This is a genomic window from Paenibacillus sp. JL3B1040, assembly GCF_057063165.1.
In genome coordinates this window covers 2,960,828-2,983,966 of the sequence record NZ_CM169317.1, presented here as the reverse complement: position 1 = coordinate 2,983,966, position 23,139 = coordinate 2,960,828, and the positions used below count along the sequence as shown (strand labels likewise).

General features: G+C 52.8%; 21 protein-coding genes and 1 pseudogene. 13 read left to right on the top strand and 9 right to left on the bottom strand.

The features are described from left to right. Positions 1-55 precede the first annotated feature (55 nt). From ACZF99_RS13420 to ACZF99_RS13400, 5 genes are all read left to right on the top strand, one after another. Positions 56-922: an AraC family transcriptional regulator gene (locus tag ACZF99_RS13420; RefSeq protein ID WP_483605562.1), complete on the top strand. Its 867-nt coding sequence runs from the start codon at positions 56-58 to the stop codon at positions 920-922. A 161-nt stretch (positions 923-1,083) separates the two neighbouring features. After that, complete coding sequence (locus ACZF99_RS13415; RefSeq protein WP_483605561.1) at positions 1,084-2,157, top strand: Gfo/Idh/MocA family protein; 1,074 nt, start codon at positions 1,084-1,086, stop codon at positions 2,155-2,157. Positions 2,158-2,175: 18 nt separating this feature from the next. After that, positions 2,176-2,886, top strand: a complete 711-nt coding sequence (locus ACZF99_RS13410; protein WP_483605559.1) for a ThuA domain-containing protein — start codon at positions 2,176-2,178, stop codon at positions 2,884-2,886. A 13-nt stretch (positions 2,887-2,899) separates the two neighbouring features. Then, on the top strand, positions 2,900-3,868 hold the full coding sequence (locus ACZF99_RS13405) for a sugar phosphate isomerase/epimerase family protein (RefSeq protein ID WP_483605558.1): 969 nt from the start codon (positions 2,900-2,902) through the stop codon (positions 3,866-3,868). A 15-nt stretch (positions 3,869-3,883) separates the two neighbouring features. Beyond that, complete coding sequence (locus tag ACZF99_RS13400; RefSeq protein WP_483605557.1) at positions 3,884-4,921, top strand: Gfo/Idh/MocA family protein; 1,038 nt, start codon at positions 3,884-3,886, stop codon at positions 4,919-4,921. Positions 4,922-4,959: 38 nt separating this feature from the next. On the opposite strand, the gene ACZF99_RS13395 is transcribed toward ACZF99_RS13400, so the two are convergent. Next, the gene (locus ACZF99_RS13395) at positions 4,960-6,126 is read right to left on the bottom strand and encodes an epoxide hydrolase family protein (RefSeq protein ID WP_483605556.1); all 1,167 of its coding nucleotides are present in this window, start codon (positions 6,124-6,126) and stop codon (positions 4,960-4,962) included. A 110-nt stretch (positions 6,127-6,236) separates the two neighbouring features. Between ACZF99_RS13395 and ACZF99_RS13390 the strand changes: the two genes are divergently transcribed. Both ACZF99_RS13390 and ACZF99_RS13385 read left to right on the top strand, forming a co-directional pair. After that, positions 6,237-7,091 carry a helix-turn-helix domain-containing protein gene (locus tag ACZF99_RS13390; RefSeq protein WP_483605555.1) on the top strand — a complete coding sequence of 285 codons (855 nt, stop codon included), beginning with the start codon at positions 6,237-6,239 and terminating at the stop codon, positions 7,089-7,091. A 30-nt stretch (positions 7,092-7,121) separates the two neighbouring features. Further along, complete coding sequence (locus tag ACZF99_RS13385) at positions 7,122-7,529, top strand: hypothetical protein (protein WP_483605554.1); 408 nt, start codon at positions 7,122-7,124, stop codon at positions 7,527-7,529. A gap of 20 nt (positions 7,530-7,549) precedes the next feature. Here the strand turns inward: ACZF99_RS13385 and ACZF99_RS13380 are convergent, their stop codons facing one another. The 7 genes from ACZF99_RS13380 to ACZF99_RS13350 form a co-directional block, all read right to left on the bottom strand. Next, positions 7,550-8,119: a YdeI/OmpD-associated family protein gene (locus tag ACZF99_RS13380; RefSeq protein ID WP_483605553.1), complete on the bottom strand. Its 570-nt coding sequence runs from the start codon at positions 8,117-8,119 to the stop codon at positions 7,550-7,552. A gap of 4 nt (positions 8,120-8,123) precedes the next feature. After that, on the bottom strand, positions 8,124-8,639 hold the full coding sequence (locus ACZF99_RS13375; RefSeq protein ID WP_483612705.1) for a DinB family protein: 516 nt from the start codon (positions 8,637-8,639) through the stop codon (positions 8,124-8,126). An 84-nt stretch (positions 8,640-8,723) separates the two neighbouring features. Beyond that, positions 8,724-9,641, bottom strand: a complete 918-nt coding sequence (locus ACZF99_RS13370) for a helix-turn-helix transcriptional regulator (protein WP_483605552.1) — start codon at positions 9,639-9,641, stop codon at positions 8,724-8,726. A gap of 66 nt (positions 9,642-9,707) precedes the next feature. Continuing rightward, complete coding sequence (locus tag ACZF99_RS13365) at positions 9,708-10,940, bottom strand: N-acetylmuramoyl-L-alanine amidase (protein WP_483605550.1); 1,233 nt, start codon at positions 10,938-10,940, stop codon at positions 9,708-9,710. A 440-nt stretch (positions 10,941-11,380) separates the two neighbouring features. Then, positions 11,381-11,749 carry a hypothetical protein gene (locus ACZF99_RS13360; protein WP_483605549.1) on the bottom strand — a complete coding sequence of 123 codons (369 nt, stop codon included), beginning with the start codon at positions 11,747-11,749 and terminating at the stop codon, positions 11,381-11,383. Between the two features lie 86 nt (positions 11,750-11,835). Beyond that, on the bottom strand, positions 11,836-13,368 hold the full coding sequence (locus tag ACZF99_RS13355; RefSeq protein ID WP_483605548.1) for a M56 family metallopeptidase: 1,533 nt from the start codon (positions 13,366-13,368) through the stop codon (positions 11,836-11,838). Next, positions 13,368-13,775, bottom strand: coding sequence for a BlaI/MecI/CopY family transcriptional regulator (locus tag ACZF99_RS13350; protein ID WP_483605546.1), 408 nt, complete (start codon positions 13,773-13,775; stop codon positions 13,368-13,370). Before ACZF99_RS13350 ends, ACZF99_RS13355 begins: the two co-directional genes overlap by 1 nt. Positions 13,776-14,091: 316 nt before the next feature. Here ACZF99_RS13350 and ACZF99_RS13345 point away from each other — a divergent pair, with 316 nt between their 5' ends. From ACZF99_RS13345 to ACZF99_RS13330, 4 genes and pseudogenes are all read left to right on the top strand, one after another. Beyond that, entirely contained in the window at positions 14,092-15,015 is a 924-nt protein-coding gene (locus ACZF99_RS13345; protein WP_483605545.1) for a hypothetical protein, read from the top strand. A gap of 73 nt (positions 15,016-15,088) precedes the next feature. Further along, positions 15,089-18,205, top strand: a complete 3,117-nt coding sequence (locus ACZF99_RS13340) for a hybrid sensor histidine kinase/response regulator (protein WP_483605544.1) — start codon at positions 15,089-15,091, stop codon at positions 18,203-18,205. Between the two features lie 613 nt (positions 18,206-18,818). Further along, positions 18,819-19,193: pseudogene (locus tag ACZF99_RS13335) on the top strand (ABC transporter permease subunit); the annotation flags it as partial. A gap of 191 nt (positions 19,194-19,384) precedes the next feature. Further along, a complete protein-coding gene (locus ACZF99_RS13330; protein WP_483605543.1) occupies positions 19,385-20,653 on the top strand; it encodes an MFS transporter in 1,269 nt (422 codons plus the stop codon). 30 nt (positions 20,654-20,683) lie between these two features. Here the strand turns inward: ACZF99_RS13330 and ACZF99_RS13325 are convergent, their stop codons facing one another. Next, positions 20,684-21,394 carry a GT-D fold domain-containing glycosyltransferase gene (locus ACZF99_RS13325; RefSeq protein WP_483605542.1) on the bottom strand — a complete coding sequence of 237 codons (711 nt, stop codon included), beginning with the start codon at positions 21,392-21,394 and terminating at the stop codon, positions 20,684-20,686. A 234-nt stretch (positions 21,395-21,628) separates the two neighbouring features. Between ACZF99_RS13325 and ACZF99_RS13320 the strand changes: the two genes are divergently transcribed. Further along, positions 21,629-22,318 carry a glycosyltransferase gene (locus tag ACZF99_RS13320; RefSeq protein ID WP_483605541.1) on the top strand — a complete coding sequence of 230 codons (690 nt, stop codon included), beginning with the start codon at positions 21,629-21,631 and terminating at the stop codon, positions 22,316-22,318. A 35-nt stretch (positions 22,319-22,353) separates the two neighbouring features. Beyond that, positions 22,354-23,139 (top strand): class I SAM-dependent methyltransferase, encoded by a 786-nt coding sequence (locus ACZF99_RS13315; protein ID WP_483605540.1) that lies wholly within the window; start codon positions 22,354-22,356, stop codon positions 23,137-23,139.

The window sequence follows — 23,139 nt, the reverse complement described above, 5'->3', positions numbered from 1 at the left end:
AACTATAAATCATTCCAGGTAAGCCAATTACATCATATAGGGAGTCAACGGGGTTATGAGCGATTATTTGGAAATCCCGGAATTCAAGGATTCCATTCTGTTTCGAACGTTTTTGAATGACGGCATGACGATCGTCTATCCGCATTGGCATAAAGAAATCGAAATCATCTATTCCCGAAAAGGAAAGGTGAACATCGGCGTCGATGAGGAAATCATCCAATTGGAGGAAGGGGAGATCTTCTTCTTTCCCAGCGGAGAGGCGCATTATTTCTTGGCTTCCCCGGAGAGTGAACGGTATGTTTACCAATTCGACCTCAAGCTGTTCGACGAGCGAATCTTGCGGATTTCCGAAGACTCTTTGTTAAGTCTCTTTGAAACCGGAGTGCCGCATAGCCGCAATTGGCCCCCGTCGCTGGCCCGGAAAGCCACTGAGCTGTTGATTCGTCTCCACGAGGTCGAAGAGAACAGACCCGCCGGGATGAATTATTTGACACTGGGGTATCTGTATCAATTGATGGGAGAATTTTATCTCCATTTGCCAAGGCGCCAAGCCAAGAATCCGCCCAGCAAACGCTCGGCCATTCAACATAAAGAGACGTTGGATCTGCTGAATCAAGTCTTTGAATATGTGGAGAATCGCTATCGGGAAGTCATTACGCTGGAGGAAGTCGCAAAGTTCGTGGGCTTCAGTCCTTACTATTTCACGCGTTTCTTCAAAACCAATACGGGTCAAACGTTTATGCAATTCTTGACCGAATATCGGGTGAATCAAGCCAAGTTCATCTTGGCCAATGAAAATATTCCGATGGTTGAAGTGGCGGAAAAAGCCGGCTTTGCCAGCGTGAAAACCTTCCATCATGTATTTAAAGATGAGGTTGGACAATCGCCGCTGCAGTATCGCAAAAATTTGAATAGGCCTTAAGGCGAAAGGGTTTTGACGAGCGCTCCTCGTTGAAGCCCTTTCTGAATTTCAAAACCGAAGGAGCAATATTCGGGAGTTTTTTACGGGAAAAGCGGGAAGAAAGCGGCTTTGGATTTGGCTATAATGAATTCGACAATAGAAACGTTTTCAGGAGGGATAGCATGAAATTGAAGGTTGGAATTATCGGATGCGGCGGGATTGCGAACGGCAAGCACATGCCTGCTCTTTCAGAGGTTAAAGAAGTGGAAATGGTGGCCTTCTGCGATATTATCGTGGAGCGTGCGGAGGAAGCCAAAGCGAAATTCGGTACGCCGGACGCGAAGGTTTTTGATGACTACAAGACGATGTTGGAAAATACCGATCTGGATGTCGTTCATGTGTGTACGCCGAACTCCTCGCATGCGTTCATTTCCATTGCGGCGATGGAAGCGGGTTGCCACGTGATGTGCGAGAAACCGATGGCGAAGACGTCCGAAGAAGCCAGAAGCATGATTGAAGCGTCCAAGCGGACCGGCAAGAAATTAACGATCGGTTATCAGAACCGGTTTCGGACCGATTCGAGATATTTGCATCAAGTTTGCGAAGAAGGCGGATTGGGCGAGATTTATTTTGGCAAAGCCCATGCGATTCGCCGCCGTGCGGTGCCGACCTGGGGCGTGTTCCTGGATGAAGAAGCGCAAGGCGGAGGTCCCTTGATCGACATCGGCACGCACGCGCTGGATCTGACGCTCTGGATGATGAACAACTACAAGCCGAAATACGTGGTAGGGAAAACTTACCATGCTTTGTCCCAAACACCGAATGCCGCGAATGCTTGGGGTCCCTGGGATCCCGCGAAATTCACCGTGGAAGACTCCGCGTTTGGGTTTGTCGTGATGGAGAATGGCGCAACGATCTTCCTGGAATCCAGTTGGGCTTTAAACAGCTTGGATGTGAAGGAAGCCAAAACAACGCTGTGCGGAACCAAAGCGGGCGCCGATATGAACAACGGCTTGACCATCAACGGGGAAGACCACAGCTTGCTGTACGAAAAGAAGATTGAACTGAAAACCGGTGGCGTTGCCTTCTATGATGGCGCTGGCGAAAGACCGGAGGTGCTTGAAGCGCAATCCTGGATTCAAGCGATCCTGAAGGATACCGACCCGGTTGTGAAGCCGGAGGAAGCCCTGGTGGTGACGGAAATCCTGGAAGCGATCTACAAGTCCTCGAAGACCGGCGAGCCGGTATACCTATAAGATCAAGGAGCGATATTCATGATTCAAGTGACCGTATGGAACGAATATCGGCATGAGAAATCCAATAAAATCGTCCAAGAGGTGTATCCGGAGGGCATTCACGGACAACTGGCGAAGTTCTTGGGCGAAGACCAGTTCAAGGTAAAGACCGCGACGTTGGACGAACCGGAGCACGGCTTGACGGAAGAAGTGTTGGAAGACACCGATGTCCTGGTCTGGTGGGGACATATGGCCCATGGTGAAGTCCGGGATGACATTGTGGAACGCGTGCATAAGCGGGTGCTGGAAGGCATGGGGCTCGTTGTGCTGCATTCGGGACATTTTTCGAAAATTTTCAAAAAACTGATGGGCACCTCCTGCGACCTGAAATGGCGGGAAGACGGAAAACATAGCCGCATTTGGAACGTGAACCCGAGCCATCCGATTGCCGAAGGGATTGGCGATTTCATCGAGTTGGACAAAGAAGAGATGTATGGCGAGCATTTTGATATTCCGGCGCCGGACGAATTGGTCTTTGTCAGCTGGTTCCCCGGAGGGGAAGTCTTCCGCAGCGGCTGTACTTTCCGCCGAGGGAACGGGAAGATCTTCTATTTCCAACCTGGCCATGAAACTTATCCGATCTATTATCACGAAAAAGTGCAAAAGGTCATCAAGAACGGGATTCGTTGGTGCGCTCCAACCCAAAATGGGTATCCCGTCTACGGCCATTACGAAGCACGCGAACAATAAGGAGGGATCGTCGATGAAACTGGGTGTATTTACACCGCTGTTTAACGCTTTGAGCTTTGAAGAGATGATTGAGGAAGTCGCCAAGAAAGGCTTGCAAACAGTTGAGATCGGCACCGGCGGCTATCCCGGCAACGCGCATTTGGATATCGACAAATTGCTGGCTAGCAGCGAGGCGAGATCGGAGTACCTGGCCAAATTAGCGGACAAAGGCCTGGAGATCTCCGCACTCAGCTGCCATAACAACCCGATCTCCCCGGTACCCCAAGTGGCTGCTGAAGCGGACGAGTTGCTGCGCAAGACGATCAAGCTGGCGAGCTTGCTGAACGTTCCGGTCGTCAACGGATTCTCCGGCGTATCGGGCGGGAATGCGGCGGATACCCAAGTGAACTGGCCCGTGTTGCCTTGGCCAACCGAATATGACGACAGCTACACATACCAATGGGAACAGAAATTGATCCCGTACTGGAAGCAAATCAACACAGAAGCGGAAGCGGCCGGCGTGAAAATCGGGATTGAGCTACATGGCGGCTTCCTGGCGCATACCCCGTATACGATGTTAAAATTGCGCGAAGCGACCGGCAAAGCGATCGGCTGTAACTTGGATCCCAGCCATTTGTGGTGGCAAGGGATTGATCCGGTCGCTGCCGTCAAGATTCTCGGGGAAGCTGGCGCGATCCACCATTTCCATGCGAAGGATACTTATCTGGACCAGGATAATATCAATATGTACGGCTTGACGGATATGCAGCCTTACGGCAACGTGAAGACGCGTGCCTGGACCTTCCGCTCCGTAGGCTGCGGCCATGAGTTGAAGGTATGGTCGGACATCATTTCCGCATTGCGCGTATATGGTTACGATTATGTGTTAAGCATTGAGCATGAGGATCCGATTATGTCCGTTGACGAAGGACTAACTCGTGCGATTACCAACTTGAAATCGATTATGATCCATGAACAACCTTCAGCCATGTGGTGGGCGTAAAAAGGAGCGATCAGGATGTCAATCATCAATTTCGCCGTAATCGGCTATGGCGGCATGGGTTCCTACCATGCCCACAATCTCATCCCTGCGGAAAGCACTCGCTTTCATGTAGTGGGAACTTATGATATCTCCGGGGAAAGACAGCAAATCTCCAAGGGCAAAGGCCTTCATATTTATGAAAGCCTGGAAGAGGTGCTGACGGATGCAAGCATCGAAGCCATTCTAATCGCGACCCCTAACGATTCGCATAAGGAAATCGCGATGAAAGCGCTGCGGGCAGGCAAGCATGTGGTGTGCGAGAAGCCCGTGGCGATGAACACCGATGAGCTCGACGAGATTTTGGCGGTTGCCGAAGAAACCGGCAACGTCTTCATGGTCCATCAGAATCGCCGTTGGGATCCGGATTTCCTCATCATTCGTCAGTTGTATCAGAACAAGACGATCGGGGATATTTTCCAAATCGAATCCCGCGTTCAAGGCGCCAACGGCATTCCGGGAGACTGGCGCCATGTGCAGAAACATGGGGGCGGCATGCTGCTGGACTGGGGGGTCCATTTGCTGGATCAACTGCTTTGGCTGGTCGACAGTCCCATTCAAAGCGTGCAGTCGGATTTGAGTTATATTTTGGGCGATGAAGTCGATGACGGATTCATGAGCTACATTACCTTTGAAAATGGCGTAAGGGCGCTGGTTGAGGTAGGCACCACCAACTATACCAAGCTTCCTCGCTGGTACGTTAAGGGTCTCGAAGGGACGGCGAAAATCAACGACTGGGATTTGTCCGGCGAGATCATTGCCGCAACCGGCCGGAAGGACGTGGCGGCTCCGACGCCGATCCAAGCGGGCGTGGGACTGACCAAGACGATGGCGCCTCCTTCGGAAGAGGCCACCGAAAGAGTCGCCTTCCCGGAACCGAAAGCGGATTTCGTTCCGTTCTATCAAAACTTCTATGAGGTCGTTCGCCATGGCGCAGAGCCGATCGTGAAGAATCAGGAAGTTCGCAAGGTCATGAAGCTGATCGACGATATATTCAAGTCCTGCCACAAAGGATGACCTGAAGTCATTCAAAACGAAAGGCTAACCGATTGCGGTTAGCCTTTTGCTGCGTTTGCCGATCGAAACGATCGGAAGAACTCTCGGATATCCCGAGCCATCAGCTCCGGTTCCTCCATGGCGGTAAAATGACCGCCGCGGGGCAGGGGAGTCCACCGGGTCACATTCAGATTTCGCGCGGCCCATTCCTTGGGCGGGAGCAAGATATCCGCCTTGAACAAGGCAAGGGCAGTTGGAACCTCGATGTAGCCGAGTGGAGGCAGCGTATGGGCGTTTTCATAATACATCTGGGCTGCCGATCCCGCCGTGTTCGTTACCCAATAAATCATAATCTGCGTGAGGAGTTCGTCTTCGGTGAATCTTTGACGAAGGTCTCCGCCGCAATCGCTCCAGGCTCGCAACTTCTCGAGGATCCAGCTTGCCAATCCAACAGGGGAGTCGGACAAACCATAAGCCAGCGTTTGAGGACGCGTCGATTGGATGGACATATAGCCGCCTTCTTCAGCTACCCATGCCGAAGCGGCTTGTTTGTATTGCCGTTCTTCTTCCGAGAGCTCCGCCTCGTTCGGTGCATTCATGAGCCCGCGGATAATCCCGATGTCGGTGAGATGAATGCCATACAGCAGCTCGGGATGACTTGCCGCCAGGTATCGGGTCACCCCGGAGCCCATATCTCCGCCGCCAGCAGCGAATTTGTCGTAGCCCAACTCCTCAGTCATAAGCTTCGCCCACAACTCGGGGACGCTCGCATTGTTGATACCAGGACGAGCTGGTCGGCCGGAGAACCCGAATCCGGGCAAGGAAGGGACGATGACATCAAAAGCGTCCTCCGCACTGCCGCCGTGGCTGGCCGGATCCGTAAGCAAAGGGATGATTTTCCGATAACGAAGGTAACTGTCGGGCCACCCATGGGTAAGAATCAGGGGAAGGGGGTTCGGTCCTTTCCCGCGCTCATGCACAAAGTGAATGTCGATCCCGTCGATCGGGCAGCGGAATTGAGAAAAACGGTTCAACTCGGCTTCCTGGGCCCGCCAATCATATTGCTCTCTCCAATACGCAACCAGCGATTGCAAATACGTGATCTCGGTTCCTCGTTCCCAAGCGGTATTTTCGGGTTGATCGGGCCAGCGGACCTGATGCAATCGGTTCTTCAGATCGTTCAGCACTTCTTCGGGAACGTGAATGTGAAAAGGTTCAAGCGCCATTCGATTTCTCCTCCTTCGCTTGCTACATCGATCATTATATCCCCGGAGTAGATGTGATACACTGGCATAAATGAAGAATCTGACTATACGATTTGATTAAGGTGAAGCTTATGCCGCAAATAGACCGCTATAAGAACCGTACCGTCAACATTGAATTTGTCCACGTGGAGGATCTGAGACGGCTTCCTTACCCGGAACGCCGGTCTCTGGTGTTGATCACTTCCGGAAGCATGCACGGCATTTTAAACGGACATCCCATCTCGATCGTCGCTCCGGGTGTCCTTTGCCTGGCCGAAAACGATGAACTGAATGTCGTGGAGATTCAAGAGACGGCTGCCCAGTCCTTCCACTTTCACCCGGATTTCCTGAGCAGCGTCAGGCTGTCCGATACGGAGAAGTACTTTCCGTCGGCACCAAGCATCCAGACCGGGCTTTCGCTTTTTGACAGATCGGATCCATATTCCGGTATCCCTCGGCTTACCGCAAATGCTTATCCGCTTATTTTTGAATGGTTTTTTGTCTTGGGCACGGAAGTGATGGCGCAAAGCGATGAACGATGGGCGTGTCGAATTAAAAAGTATCTCATCCAAATTTTTGGCTTGCTGGAGGAGTTGAACCGAAATCGCGAACCTTCCCCGGTAGATCTCGTGTTAGAGCACATCCACACGAATTATTCTCGCAAGCTTACCCTGGAGGATTTGACGGGCATCGCGCATTTGAACCGCGTGACTTTAAATAAGCGGTTTCAGGCAAGATGCGGTTCGACCGCGATGGGGTATCTGCTATCCTATCGATTGAAGGTGGCATGCGAACTTTTAACCCATACCGATATGAACCTGAACGATATTGCGCGCGCGACGGGGTTTGAATACGATACCTATTTCATCAAGCAGTTTACATCCAAGAAAGGGATGTCCCCCACGACGTATCGGATCAACTCGCGCAAGTTTTCCAACGCTCAATAAGAAATCTGGACTTATAACAGGGAGGACAAGATGAGGCGATTAAACAGATTTGGCATTTGTCTCGTAATGACCTTGCTCTTATCAGCTTGCAGCCAATCCGTGGAACCCCAAGCCTTGGAGCAGCAAGCTCAAATTGATGAAGTTACCACGGATTTGCCGCAGAACGCCGGTTGGTGGATAGTTCCCGAGGGCACGACGACGATGACCGTTCATGTGAAAGCGCAAAACGTGGACACCGTTTTATTTTGGGTCGTTCCTACAGGTACGGAAACGTGGGCGGAACGGGAACTGATCGGTTCCGACCTCGACGGAAGCGACGGTTGGTCTTTGACTTGGGATTTCGGTCGTCGGAGCATGCATGACCGTATCGTAGTCCAAGCCTTAGGCAGCGATGGAACAACCCAAGCTCAAGAGATGATTTTGGTTACCGCAGAGTGAAGATCCAGCGTTTGGCGCAGCTATTCTTCCAGCAATCGTCCGCCATCATGCCATTGGCCGTACATTTGATTTTCTTTCGTGCGGGCGATCAATTTGTCGAGCCTGCGCTTAAAGAGATCCGGTTGGTTGATGACGCTTTGGATCGTATCGATCCGAACCCTGCGATAAAGCGCCGGGAAGGACATGAAGTTCTCGTACACCTGCGGGTCCTCTCGCAGCCGCTCTTCGATAACGCTGTCGATCCGAAACGAATCGGGATCCATCTCGGGAAGAACCCTTCGTCCTTCATCGGTCATGAGCCCCAGCTTCTCCAGACGGCGAACCCGTTCTTTATTCAGTTCCGTCCATGAACTCTTATTCCTGCGAGGGGACAGCCTTTGCGCGGTTTCCGTTTCGCTGATCTTCTTCTTGGTACTGTCGATCCAGCCATAGCACAAAGCTTCTTCGACCGCATCCAAATAGAGGAGGACGTCCGGAACCGGCTTCAGGCTGACTACGACCCAACAAGACTTCGCGGTCCGGCAATTCTCCCGCAGCCAAATCCTCAATTCTTCTCTTGATTTCACGGGAAGCGGCGGTACGTTCTCCATCGAATTAGCTCGGGGAGGCTGCCGGTTCCCGGTACCAATACAGCGCATAGTCGTTCATGGTGGAAGCGTGGCCGAGTTGGCGCAGCATGGTCGAGATATTCCCCCTGTGATAGGATCCATGGTTGACCAGATGCAGCACCATTTCCGATCGGCGGGTTGGGCGGGGACCGGCGAACGGATTATTGAGCAGTACGGATTGCTCCAAATCGGGCTGGCTTTGGAACCAGGTGCTGAATTGTCCGGCTAGCTCGTCATACAGTTTGGAATATTCATCCAAGGACGCTAGAACACGTTCGTTTAAAGGGCGGGTTGCTTGAAAAGCTTCAGGCATCTCCATTCCCGTTAACACCAGATACCACATCTGATCCACGGCATAAATATGACTTAGCGCATGGGCAAGAGTAGGGAACGAGCTGTTTACTTCTTGGCTTAATACGGAGGCGGGGAGTTCTCGGATTCTTCCCAGAATCGTTTGGTTCGCCCAAGTGTGGTAGTTGTACATTTCTTCCGGATAATTCATCATTCGTATCGCTCCTTTGGGTCATTGTTGGATTTGTTTTTGCTTCTGTCCCGATTATAAAAAAAGAAGTATGACAACGGACTGTCATACTTCTTCATAAAGTTTAAGCGCTTTTTGCAGTTGTTCCTTGATGATCCCGCGAAGCTCGGGCGGCTCAAGGACTTCGGCGCCGCCGCCAAAGCTGAGCAGAATGGACCATAGCCAACGTGCGCATAGCGGCTGGTACACTGGAATGCGTACGGTCATGCTTCCATCGTCGTGAAATTGCTTCTCCGCTTGGTGAAACTGATCCATCACTTCCGCCAAAGCCCCAGGGCTTACCCGGATCACGACTTCTTCTACCTGACCCTCCCCATCCGTTCGACCGGAACTAGTCTTTTCCGGCGCTTCATGATGCGGCCTAAACGTATCCGGCATGAGACGTACATTCAACATCCGCGATAAACGGAACTCCCGGTAATCCTGTCGTGACCGGCAATACCCATAGACGTACCAGTTGCCGAATTTAAAATGAAGCCGCAGCGGCTCCAGTTCGCGGGTCCGGCGTTCATTCTGCGCATTGATGTAATCGAAGCGAACGGGATTTCGCTGATTGATGGCGGAGCGCAACAGCGGGAGCACGCCAAGATCCGTCCGGCGGGTTTCCAAATCCACAGCCAGATTTGGCGTTCGATGCTCCGGTTCAATCGACTGCAGGCGTTCGATGGTTCCTTGCGCACGTTCATCTTCAAATACGGAGGAAAGGCTGTTCAGCACGGTGATCAGAGAGGCGACGTCATAGGAACCCAGCAGGCTTTTATCCATTTTATAGCCGTCCATGATGCCGTATCCGCCCTTGGTTCCCTGGTAGGCAACGACCGGGAAGCCGGCCGCGCAGAGCACATCGATATCCCGATAGATGGTTCTTGGAGAGACCTGGAATTCTTCGGCCAGCGTGGAAGCCGACAACACTTCGTGATTCAGCAGCTTATAAATGATGGAGATCAATCGCTCCAATTTCATAGGTATCCCCACCTGTTTTCCAATTCGTATGGCTGCTCATGATTATAGCATAGACTGCATATTTAATTAATCGGACTGCGAAGCCGGCAAATGGAGCAGTTTAGGAACCGTTACGAAGGAATACCCTTCCGCTTTAAGTTCGGGAATCATTTGCTTCAGCGCCTCGATCGTATTGGCGAGGTGGTTTGTTCCGTTGGCGGTATGCTGCAACACGATCCCCCCTGGATTTAATTGCTCGTGAACCAGCTTTAAGATCTCCTCCGAGGAGTTCCCCGACCAATCCATCGTATCCACCGTCCAGTTGACTACTGCCAAATTCATTTGGTGAATCTGATCCAGTTTATTTTCGCTTAGTGCGCCGTAAGGAGGCCGAAACAAGCTGGTGCGATATCCGATCGCATCCTCGAGCACTTCTTGCGTATCTTCGATCTCCTTCAGCGCCTCGTCCATCGAAATGTCGTCAAAGTTCGGATGAGACCAGGAATGGTTGCCGATGGCATGCCCATCCTCGGCAATGCGCTTTACTAGGTCGGGATTGGCTTTGGCTCGATTGCCCAAGATAAAAAAGGTCGCCTTAATGTCATGTTCTTTCAATACCTTCAGAATTTTTGGGGTAATCATCTGATCCGGACCGTCGTCGAAGGTTAAAGCCACTTGTTTCCCGTCCTTTGACGAACCATTGAAATAGATTTTGTTTTCGATTTGTTGAGGATTCCGATTCAGGGATGCCGGCGGAACTTCTTTGAATTCTTCAGTGAGCGCAGAGTTACGAGGAGTGCGTTGACTAAAATATTGCTTTAACCCCTTCAAGATAGCGCGGGCCGCCCGATCCTGACCGTCGCTGCTTAGCAGCGTATTCTCCTCCTCCGGATTAGTCAGGTAGCCCATCTCCACGATCACGGCCGGCACTTGAGCCTTGGACAAGATAACGAGCTGTTCCTTTTTCACGCCGCGATCCCGAATATCCAGTGCTGTTGCGACCTGTTCCTGAAGCGTCCTGGCAAGCACTTTGCTATGATTATGAAAATATAAGGCCTCCGTCCCGGAAACCGACGGATCCTCGTACGTGTTGGCGTGGATTGAAACCAGTCCGTCCGCATTCCAATCGTTGGCGATCGCCGCTCGATCTTCGAGCTCAATGAATTGGTCGTCCTCACGGGTCATACGCGTGTCGAACATCGGGTCTTGCTTAAGCAGTTGGTATAGGCGCTGTGCCAATGAGAGGTTGAACTCCTTCTCATAGGCTCCGCTGCTTCCCGTTGCTCCCGGATCTTTGCCGCCATGGCCAGCATCGATCACGATCCGAAATTTCGATGATGCGGCCTGATTAGTATCCGACAGGGGAGAAGGGAGCTTTACGACGAAAGACCCGCTGCCCCAAACCATTCTAATACCTATAAGCATGACAACGAATAATAGCAGTAAAGTATACATCCTTTTGACAGCCTTGTTTTTCATGTTCACTTCCCCTTCTTATGTTCAAAGGGAATATTACACGATAGAAATAAAGATTATATGCAGTCGATATATAGAACAAATAAAAAAGCGTAGAATGTGAACTTCTACGCCTTTCATTTTTTGATGCGTGATCCCACCGGCTCACAGGCTGCGGATCCAATCGGCCTGATAGCGGTGCAGGAAATGCAAGAACACGTCCAGCTTGCGACGGTTGAAGCAGATGAGAAGTTGGCGGCAGATGCTCGGGCAACCGGCAGATCGATTGCCCGACGCAAATGCGGTTACAGACGAAGATCGAAGCCGGAGCCGCTGTTTATTTGACGATTCATTCCCCATCCCGTCGCATAACCGTAGCCCGGGGACAGGAATCCTCGCCCGGCGTTGGACAATAGCGCAAGGCTGATCAGTTCATTGTTCCGGCTGCCCAATCCGGCTAATAGCGGGAACAGCATGGAGAAGGGGGATTGCGGGTAATTGCCCAGCCCCATCGTAGACAGTCCCGCATACGGATAGGGATGAAGGGATGGCGTTTCCGCTAACGACGAGGCTAGGTAACTTGAAAAAGCCTTTGCCTCTTTTCCCGTTTCCAATTTTCGGTCCGGGGGTTCCATGCAGCGGCATACGTGGTCTCCCAATGAAGCAACTTGCATTCATGATCATCCTTTCATTCATCATATTTATAAAAGGACTATAAATATAGTCTTTTTACCGAAAAAATCTCCTGTCTGTCAGCTTGTCAGTACAAGGGCAGACGTTCCAACCGCTCGAGACTGGACAGGTCCGTCAGCACGCTTTTGCCGATACCAAAGCCCCAATATTTGACGTAATGGTATGGGTATTGCGCCATGACCAATACATGTCCTTCCCGTAATCCTTGTTCCCGGATCGAATCGCGTATCGGCCGCGTATCCACATAAATCGGATCATCCCTCTCGGTTTCCGCAAGCAGCCGTATACGGGTCCGGAGCTGCAGAAGCGGCAAGCCGTCAAACTCTGACTTGAGCAGCATAGAGACGCTCGGGTTGTTGGATGGAAGGCCGCTCATTTGCTCCACCATACTGGATAAAGCCGACGGACTGCGCGGATCGGCGTGTTCGTCCAGCCAAAACGCATATAACTTCGGTGTATTCTCCGCATACAAAGCAGCGTATAACTTGTTGGAAGGCAGGAGGCAAAGCCCCAGGATTACGAACAGGCTGACCCCCAAGACCGCCTTATATTTGCCTTGCCGCCCGGTCCGGAAATGGGCGATCGCTTTGATCCGTTCCGCCAATGGAGCGCGCCGGGTCACCAAATTCGCACCGATTCCGGAATGGGGAGGCAGGCTGTTCAGCTCCCCTTGTCTGATGAGCAGCATCCCGTAGCGCGTTTGTTCCTCCCGGCACAGCAGCCGCAGCACGCGCGAATCGCAGCGCATCTCCAGGTCGTCTCCATATTTGCGCACCGCCAAGCGTACGAGCGGATTGATCCAATGGCAAATCTGCAAGGCACGGGACAATCCGAGCAGAAAAACGTCTTTCTGCTTGAAATGCATCAGCTCGTGCAGCAGGATAAACCGCAATTCTTCCGCCGAATAGGTTCTGCTGTAATCGTACGGCAGCAAAATGCTTGGCCGGAATAATCCGTGAAGCGCGGGGAAGAGGATCCCCGATTTCATCAGCCGGACATGCCCGCGTATGCCGGCTTCTTCTCGGCATTTGTCGAATAACTGAAGCAGTTCGGGGTCTTCGCACGGAAGTGCGGAGCGGACAAGCCGGCGCGTCCGGCGTCTTCGTGACCCATCGATGGTCGCATAAATGCAAATCCCGCCGAGCCATACGCAGGTGAACGCATTAACAACCTCCGATAGACTGGATTGGCTACGGGTGGATTCAAGCAATGGGCGCTCAATCGGAGGCAGGGAGATCCAGGTCTCTTCGCCGTCGCGATACATCCGCGTTTCCCGGGAAGGAGGAGAAGCAACGGAGGGGCCGAATAGATGGTCTCTGACTGCATTCCAGCTCCTTCCCACGGAAGAGAACGCGGTGCCGACGCTGAATGGCCGCTCGTACAGATAGGCGTCGGTCCAATTTTCTATACTGGTGGGGCTCGGGATCGAAAAAGGCAGGCATAGCTTGATCAGGAACAAAAGCCAAAGCCAGCATAGGGTTCGAGGACCCAGCAATTTGCGCCCGAACCGGCGCAGCATCAGCACGATGAGCGCGATCACGGATGCCGCCAGCGTTAGTTCGATTCCTTTCAAGGCGAGCAAAGGCAGCAGGATATCCATCAGGGTTGCTCATCCCCGCAGGACTCATCATCCCGGGTCAGCAGTCGTTTCAGCATTTCCGCTTCGCGCGGGGACAACCCTCCGTCCTGCAGGAATCCGGCCAGAAGGGAGTGCCTGTTCCCGTCATAATACAGGTCCAGAAATTGCTGCCGCTCCTGCCGTAAATAAGCTTCTTCTTCGATGAGCGGAAAGTAGTAATAAATACGGCTGTCATGTGCATCCACCTGAAAACCCGCGAATTGCTTCCTCACCAAATTTCGCAGCAACGTCTTGATCGTGCGGAAATGCCAGTCGGCTTCCTTCGATACGATGTCAATAATGATACTGGCGGTGCATCTGCCTTCCTTCCACAACACCTTCATGACGACCAGTTCGGCAGGGCTGATGCTCTGTGTTTTTTTTCTCAAAGAATATTCCCCTTTATCCGAGATGCGTAAGGTTAGTTAAAAGATATATCGGTCAGAAGATAGACTATATTTATAGTCTAATCGAAAATAAAGCAATTTGGGATTTTACATCTGTCTAGAGCATGGATCGAGCAGGCTACGGATCTCTATAGGGCTCAGGAACAGGCGGCGAAATAATGCGATTAGGACTCGGCAACCTTTACTTTAGTTCAAACAGATCATTCGTCGCTCTTCCCTTTTGTGATAATCTCATTCTGAATCGAATAACCCTGTACTGCGGGGAGAATACGAGAAGGAATGGAGCGTAGAGAATCGAGTGAAGAACAAGGCGATCCTGCTGTTTTTGGCAATCTGTTTGACGTTGGCCTGCGGAGTTCCCTCTCCGGCTCAAGCGAAGGAGCGGCATAGCAAAGCGATATGGGCTTGGGATTTTTACGAAGCGGCTTCGAATTCCCACAAAATCACGGCGTTATTGAAGTTTTTGAAGGAACAGGACATCAATTTATTGTTTATCGGAACGAGCAAGACGCTGCCGGATCAGCCTGCGACTTACGAGGAACTGATTCGGAGAGCGCAGGGGGAAGGGATTCGCGTGTTTGCCCTGGTCGGAAGAGCGGAGTGGGCCTTGGAGGGCCGTCACCGCGAGGCGTTGGCGGAGCTTCAGGAGGTATTGTCGTTTAATGCTTCCCATCCGGACACCGTCTTTGACGGGATTCAATTCGATATTGAGCCCCACGTTTTGCCGGAATACAAAACCAAGCGAGGTTCCGTAAGTTATCAATATTTACAGGTTCTGAAGAAAATCGCCAAGGAGATCACCTCGAGCGGAGACCCTCTGGAGTTCAACGCGGCGATTCCTTGCTGGTACGCGACGGGGGAAACCCCGGTTATCGTAGAAACCGGCGGGGAGCGAAAACCGCTAAGCTATTTTGTATTGGACATCGTGGACACCGTATCCTTAATGGCTTATCGCGACACGGCCGAAAGACAAATTCGCGCATCTTTGGCCGAAGCCGATTATGCGGCGAAATTGGGCAAGAAGGTTTACATCGGCGCGGAGACCAGCCCGCCCAACGGCACCACGATCCTGAACGAAATTACCTACTATAACAAAGGCGCGGATTATATCAACCGGCAATTCAATTCGATCCGCTATTTTTATGCGAACCACGCCGGGTTTGGAGGCATTGCCATTCACGACTACACTGCCTATAAAACATTAACTAAGCAACGCGATTGAGGACATGAGCTGCACGCCGGTCGTCCCTTCGTGATGAAGGAACTTCGGCGATTTTTGTCGAATTTGTATCCTTATGATGAAAAAAAGAAAAATCGCAACTATTGTCGGCTTGTTTCTACTTTTACTTACCGGGGTTCGCCTCGCTTGGATTGACGCGCAGACGACTTCGACCCGAGTCGAAGCCGAAGAGGGACGTTTGGACCTGCACCGGTGGATCCCTTCCGACAAACCGATTTTGTCCCTCGTCGGAGGGTGGAAGTTCTACCCGTCGCAACTGTTGACGCCCGACCCGTACGGCGCATTTGAACCGGAAAACGGCGGCGTAACGGTACCCGTACCCGGAAGCTGGCAGCGGGATTTATCGCCGCCGCAGCCAAACTCCGCCTTCGGCTACGGGTCGTATCGACTGCGCGTATTGATCCCGGAGGAAGGATTGCCGAAGTTGACGATTCGCGTGCCGGGGCTGTCTGCATCTTCGGCCTTGTACGTCAACGGCCGGCTGCTCGGCAACTCCGGTCATCCGGCGGATCGCGCTTCATCCTATACGGCCGGCAATGCGCCGTATTCCGTCACGTTCACAGCCGATCGCGGCGTTCTGGATCTCGTTCTGCAAGTCGCCAATTACGACGACCGTGTCATGGGCGGTCTGACGGAGCCGGTCAAACTTGGAACGGAAAAGGCGATGAGCCGCGCTTATTGGTTCTCGGTCGGCTCGCAATCGGCGATGTTCCTGCTGGCGATAATGCATGCCCTTTACGCTTTCGTCTTGTACTTTATCGGTGCCCGTCAGAAGCCGCTCCTGATCTTTTCTTTACTGGCGCTTAGCGGGGCGGCCTCCGTTACTGTCGATTACGAACGCCTATTGTCGGCCTGGTTCGGAGTCGATTACGAAACGGTGTATAAGGTTTACTATCTGTCGTACCTGGGCTCGGCCGCGCTGCTGCTGCAATATATAAGAAGCTTGCTGCCCGGGTTCCCGGTTCTTCGCCATTCCCGCTGGCACTTGGCCGCGTGCGGCGTTTTCGGGGTGTGCGTTTTGGCGATGCCGGCCAGCATGTTCACTTATGCCGATGGGTTGCATACGGCACTGATGCTGGTTGCTTTCGCGGCAGCCCCGGTCTTTCTCTATTTGGCGGTCCGAAAAGGCGTTCCCGACGCGATTTATTTGCTCCTCGGAGTAGTGGCCGTCACGCTGAATCTCATCTGGGGAGTCTTAAATTACACGCTGCTTCTCGATATCGGTTACTATCCTTTCGATATGTTGGCTATGTTCACCGCCTTTGCGTTGTACTGGTTTAAACGGTATTTCCGCAACGCCGCCGAGACGGCCAGACTGGCGAAACGGTTGCAGGAGGCCGACAAACTCAAGGACGAGTTCCTGGTCCACACCTCGCATGAGCTGAGAAACCCGCTTCACGCCATTTTGAACATGGCCCAAACCGTGCTCGACAGCGGCGGACGGTCCGACGAGGAGGCCAATCGATCGCGCCTGAACTTGCTGGTTTCGGTGGGTAAACGCATGTCGCTCCTGCTGAACGACCTGATCGACCTGACCCGGCTGCGGGAGAACCGGCTTCGCTTGAAACCGGGGCCTCTCCGCCTACAATCGGCGGCTGCGGGCGTGTTGGACATGGTCCGGTTTATGACGGACGGCAAGCCGATCAAGCTGGAGAACCGGATCCCCGATTCGCTGCCGCCGGTGCTGGCGGATGAGAACCGACTGGTGCAAATCATGTTCAATCTGCTGCATAATGCCGTCAAGTTTACGAATGAGGGACTCGTCGCGATCGAAGCGGAAGCCGAAGGAGAGAAGGTGATTGTCCGCGTCTTCGATACCGGGATCGGGATGGACCAATCCACGGCGGGCCGGATCTTTCAGCCTTACGAACAAGGCGCGGAGCAAGCGGACACGAATGCGGCGGGGTTCGGATTGGGACTTGCGATCACGAAGCAGCTGGTGGAGCTGCATCGTGGAGAATTGACCGTCAGTTCGACGCCGAATGTTGGCTCCGTGTTCCGGTTTACATTGCCGGTAGCGCAGCCGGCCGATGCCGAACCTACGGCGAATACAACCGCCGTTCTAGAGCCGATCGAGGAGGAAGAGACGCTTGATCGTGTCGAAACCGCCGCCGCATCTCTGCCGGAAGCTTCCGCGCTTGCAGATCGCCCCCGCATTCTCGCCGTCGATGACGATCCGGTCAACCTGCGTGTGCTGACGAATGCGCTCGCCCCGGATCAATACGAGATCGTGACGGCAACGAGCGGCTCCGAGGCTTTGGCCCTTTTGAATTCGGGCGATTGGCAATTGCTCGTCGCGGACGTGATGATGCCGGAAATATCCGGCTATGAAGTTGCTCGAACAGTACGTTCGCTGTTTTCCCATTCCGAGTTGCCGATTCTGCTGCTTACGGCCCGTTACCGGATGGAAGACATCGAAGCGGGGTTCCGGGCCGGGGCCAACGACTACATCGTCAAACCTGTCGACGCCCATGAACTGAGGGCCCGGGTGAAAGCACTCACGGATGTCGCCAGGGCCGCGCGGGAACAGTCGCGTTTGGAAGCGGCCTGGCTGCAGGCGCAAATTCAGCCGCATTTTCTGTTCAATACGCTGAATTCCGTAGCCGCGCTCGTCGAAATTGACCCCGACCGCATGCGCAACCTGCTGCTGGCTTTCAGCGATTACTTGCGGGCCAGCTTCGATTTCGCCAACCTGGAACGGTTGGTACCGCTGCGGAAGGAGCTGGAGTTGGTGCGAGCTTATCTATATATCGAGAAGGAGCGTTTCGGCGATCGGCTTCAAGTGGAGTGGGAGACGGACGTCCGGCTCGATTTGCTCGTTCCGCCGCTGTCCGTGCAGCCCTTGGTGGAAAACGCGGTCCGGCATGGCTTGCTAAGGCACATCCGGGGAGGCACCGTCCGGATCCGGGTACGCGATTTGGGCAACGGCGCGGAAATATCCGTTGAGGATAACGGGATCGGCATGGCACCCGAAACGCAGAGGCGGGCTTTAAGCCCGGAAGAGCCGCTCGGCATAAAATCGGGCGTCGGCCTGGCCAACACCGACCGCCGTTTGAAGCAGCTTTTCGGAAATGGCCTGCAATTTCAAAGCGCGCCCGGACAGGGAACGATCGTTTCCTTTGTCGTCCCCAAAGGGATCGGCAAACGAATCGGCAAGTCTCCGGACCGATAGCATGGTTTATCCGGGCGAACGAGGATTCACGTTGGAGTCTTACCTTAGGACATTTTTTATTTCTCACGACAAACACCATATAGGTCAGATCCGGGATGATTTAGAAACAAATTAACGGCGTTGCGAGGGTTACTACCTTCGCAACGCCGTTTTCCTTTTTTTTGCAACCTGTCGGATATAGCGCGCGATTGAGCAAGTAAATAAGGCGGTTTATGAGACGAAATGTAAAAGTGCATCTCATTTCGCGCCATTTCTCATTTCCAGGCGTGTGTAATGCAAAAGTACATTTGATAAAGGAGTATATGGATGAATATGGTAAATATGACGAGAATGAGATGCACTTTTGCACTCGAACCGGTGTGAACGCCGATTTAGATGAAATTCACCTGCACTTTTACATTTCATAACATTTGCCCCGTGCTTGACTGGCGTGAAATAACGGACCAATCCCTCCTAATCCGAGTACAACGTTACTACCTTTACCTTATTACCTTACCTTTACCGGCTTTTTCATTTACAGAAGATTAACATGCTGCTGATACCGCCTTGATATTTGACCTGTACTATGAAAGACATGTGGGACCGTTCCCAGCCGGGAACGCGTCCGTATACGTTCAACATCCCGTTCACAACGATGCTGCTTAGCTCCGCGCTGGCCGGGATTCCCTCGTCGGTCATCGAAAGCGCCAAAGACGTCGGAGCGGGGAGGGTTCGATTGTTCGCGCGATTTATTTTTCCGCTCTCGTACAAAACGTTCCTCGTTGCCCTAACCTTCGTTTTCATGGGCGTGATCGGTTCGTTTACGGCTCCGTTCCTGCTGGGCGCCAATTCTCCCCAGATGCTCGGGGTATCGATGCAGCAGGTGTTCAGCGTCTTCCAGGAGCGCGAGCAAGCGGCGGCGATGGCTTTTTTCTCGTTCCTGCTCTGTTCGGTGCTGGGGGCGTTCTACATCCGCTCCATGGCCAAAGAAGACAATGTCAAAATGTAACGATGCTTTGAACCAACCCCGTTCGTCGGACAAACCCCGCTCGTCGGGGTTTGTTGTTTGCGTGAGAGCGTATGAAGCGGCGGTCGGCGGAAAAGAGGTTATAGTTCTCTATAATTATCAATTCCATTGATTAGGCAGTCGGGCTTCAAGTACAGTATAATTAAATTTAAAATTTTCAACATCGAGAGGGGATGGCTGTGAATAACGCAGATAGGTCAATTCATTCAACATCGAAGGAGCATTGGAGAAGGAATATCGTTCTTTTCTTGAGCAGCCAGACCATTTCGCTATTCGGTTCTTCGCTGGTGCAATACGCGATCATGTGGTACATATCGCTGAATACCAAATCGGGGATCATGATGACGTTATACATCATCTGCGGATTCATCCCGACGTTCCTGTTGTCGCCGGTGGCGGGAGTTTGGGCGGACCGCTACAACCGGAAAGTGCTGATCATGCTGGCGGACGGACTCATCGCAACGGCTACGCTGGTGATGGCTATCCTGTTCCTGACGGGCTACAAAGAGGCTTGGCTGCTGTTCGTGATGGCCGCGATCCGCGCGCTTGGCTCGGGGGTGCAGACGCCGGCGGTTGGCGCGATTTTGCCGCAAATCGTACCCGCCGATCGGTTGACCAAGGTGAACGGAATCAATGGGAGCATCCAAGCGGTGATTATGTTCGTATCGCCGATCGTCAGCGCCGCGCTGCTTACCGTCGCGACGATCGAAGCGATCTTCTTTATCGATGTGGTCACGGCGGCGATCGCGATCCTGACGCTGCTGCTTTATTTTCGATTGCCGTCGCATCAAAAGGCTTCCAACCCGCCGAAGGCCGGTTATTTCAACGACCTTAAGGAAGGGCTGGCTTACATCCGCGGACAAGCCTATTTGAAATCCTTTTTTGCGTTTATGGCGGTCTTCTTTATTCTGATGGCCCCGGCGGCTTTCTTAACCCCGCTTCAGGTAATCCGCAGCTTTGGCGAGGAGGTGTGGCGGCTTACGGCGATCGAAATCGCCTTCTCCGTCGGAATGATGGCGGGAGGGGGCATCATTGCGGCATGGGGCGGCTTCAAAAATAAAGTCCATACGATGACCTTGGCTACCGTTTTGATGGGTGTATGTACTTTTTTGCTGGGCGTCGTTCCCGTTTTTTGGATCTACCTGGCGTTTATGGCCCTGTTCGGGGTGGCCATGCCGGCTTTTAACACCCCGACGATGACGATGATTCAGGAAAAAGTCGACGAGAACTATATGGGCCGAATCTTCGGCGTGTTCAGCATGATCTCCACTTCCATGATGCCGATCGGCATGCTGATCTTCGGGCCGATCGCCGATGCGGTAGCTATTGAATGGCTGTTGATCGGGACCGGAGTCCTGATCTTGTTCCTGTCGATCTTTCTCCGTAGGAACCGATCGCTGCTGGAAGCCGGCAAACCGGCTATGCAGGAATCCGCAACCTAATTCCGAAGCAAAGGCAAGGGCGCCCTATCTTTAATTGGGGCGCCCTTTGAGTATAATATTGTTCGCCTTGCCGAAATCGAGGGCTACCTTACCCGTAAGGGCGGCAGTCCGTTCGGCCAGAACCACCGCGTTGACTCCGCATGAGATCAAAGCAAGGTCAAAGCTGTTTTTATGGTCAACAACCCATTTCAACGTATTTCGGTAATCCTGCCACTGATTAAAAGACAAGGCATGCACGATATTTTGCTTGTACGGTTCCTCTCTGAGGCGCTCTTTGATCTTTTGGGCTTCCCGCGTGATGACCAAGATTCTTCGGCCGGACAGAAGCGACCAAAACTCCTTCATGCGGGCGAGTTCCCGGTTCACCCCGGCATGGCACACCTTCGCCGGCTGAAGCTTGTAATGGGCGAAAACTTGATCCGTTAGCGGCCTTTTCAAATAATCCGGCGCGTTGATCGTATCGTCGCCTGCAGGCAGGATACCGACGACGCTTGCCTTCCGGACCGAAGAGACCACAGCGTTGCGGAGCGGCAGATTCGGCAGGGTGACCCCTTTTTCACCGCGGTTGGCTTTGATCGCCCACCTTTCCTGCAGCACTTTCGAGATGGGCCAGACCTCATGCTGAGACATCACCAAGTTTTCGCCGTCGCCGATTCGCACCAGCGAAAATGGCTTCCGGTTCTTGACGGCTTCCTCGATATGCCGCAGCAAGTCCCCGGTTTCCAGGTAAATTGGTTGCATCGGACGTTTCCTTCCTTTCGCGTCATTAATCATTTCAGTCTATGATTTCGGACCCCGTTCGAATTGTGTGCTTGTACCGCGAGTAGAAGAGACGGTTCGCTTGACTATTTTCGCCGGCTCCTATGGAATGCGTCCTGTCCTTCCCTTGATCTCTAGCATATAGTGAAAGATCGGTAGCCCTGCGCTGCAAGAGTCCAAGCAATCCGGCGGGCTAAATGACAAGGAGGGATATGCGTGTCGAAAAAAGTGGTGATCGAAAGCAACTTCAATACGTTTGGTTTTGACCCCCAACGGTTTACGCGGCCGTGGTTGGAGAAACGAATCGCAATCTTTCGCAACTTTACTTTGAAATCATTGAAAGCTCAGACCAATCAGAACTTTCTGGCGGTGTTCAAGATCGCCGAAGGAAGCGAAGCGTTCGTGGCCGATATTTTGTCCAAACAACCACCGCTTCCGAGCCATATCTGGTTCGGGACGAACCGCGACAGCATCGAGCGGATCAAGGCTTTTGCCGGAAAAAGCGTTGATTTGTATGTCGCACGATTGGATTCCGACGATCTGTACCATAAGACGTATGTGCAGCAGCTGTATGATTACCTTCCGAAGCCCGGAACGGTCGCTTTGATCAATCAGAACGGGTATTTGTGGGACAGCGTACATGGGGAAATGGCGCCGACCTTTCATCGTTCCCCGCAATTTTACGTTTACTTGTACAAGACGGCCGAGTATTTGTCCGGTTACCGCGTCAAGCTCCCGGGACGGGGAACGCACGGCAACGTGATTGATTTGCCGCATGAACTGCTCGCACCGCGCAACTACGTGAACGTCATCCATCAAGACAATACTTCCGCCAAAAAAGTGCCGCCCCGCGACCGGTTAAGTCCCGTAGAAATCCGCAAAGTGCTGAAAGAATTCATGGGTTAGCCGCGGTCCCCCCTCGATGAAGGAGGTGAGTGTTTATGGTAAACGACGACCGAGTCAACGAACGCTACTTCGGATTGGTGAATTCGGCCAAATCCCAAGACGCTACGCGCGCCAGAATCCATTGGATTTGCCGGCACGTAGCCGGCAACCGGGTGCTGGACGTCGGGTGCAGTCAAGGAATCACTTCGATCCTGCTGGGACGGGAAGGACGAAGAGTGGTCGGGATCGACCTGGAGGAGAAGGCCATACAATATGCGCGTAAGGAGTTGTCCGGGGAATCCGGTCCGGTCCGCTCCAAGGTTCAGTTCAAAGTGGCCGACGTCACGGAGATGCCGGGTAAACGGCTTTTCGATACGGTCATTTTGGGACAAATTCTGGAGCACTTCGCCAATCCCGGGCTTTTGATCAGCCAGGCTTACCGATTGTTGGGCGACGGAGGGACCCTAATTGTAACGGTGCCTTACGGATATCATCCTTTCCACGATCATAAGCAAACCTTTTATGCCGGGAGCCTGGGGGTTTGTCTGGATCCTTGGTTTGAGATCGCGGGGTTGGAAATACAACATAACTATCTGTGCTGCGTTGCCGTGAAACGAAGAGAGGTACGGAGCAAAGGATTACCGGACGCCGCTATGCTGAAGGCTTGGGTGGATTTTGACAGCAAGCGGTTTGCCCAGATCGAGCGCGAGCATCTGCAAGCCATGGAACAGCGAAAAAAAGCGCTGGAGCAAGCTTACGAGCAGTTGAAACAGCTGCGCAGCGACAAACCGAAATTAAAAACCGTGCGGGTGCACCTAAACAACAGAGCCGGAAGACGATAA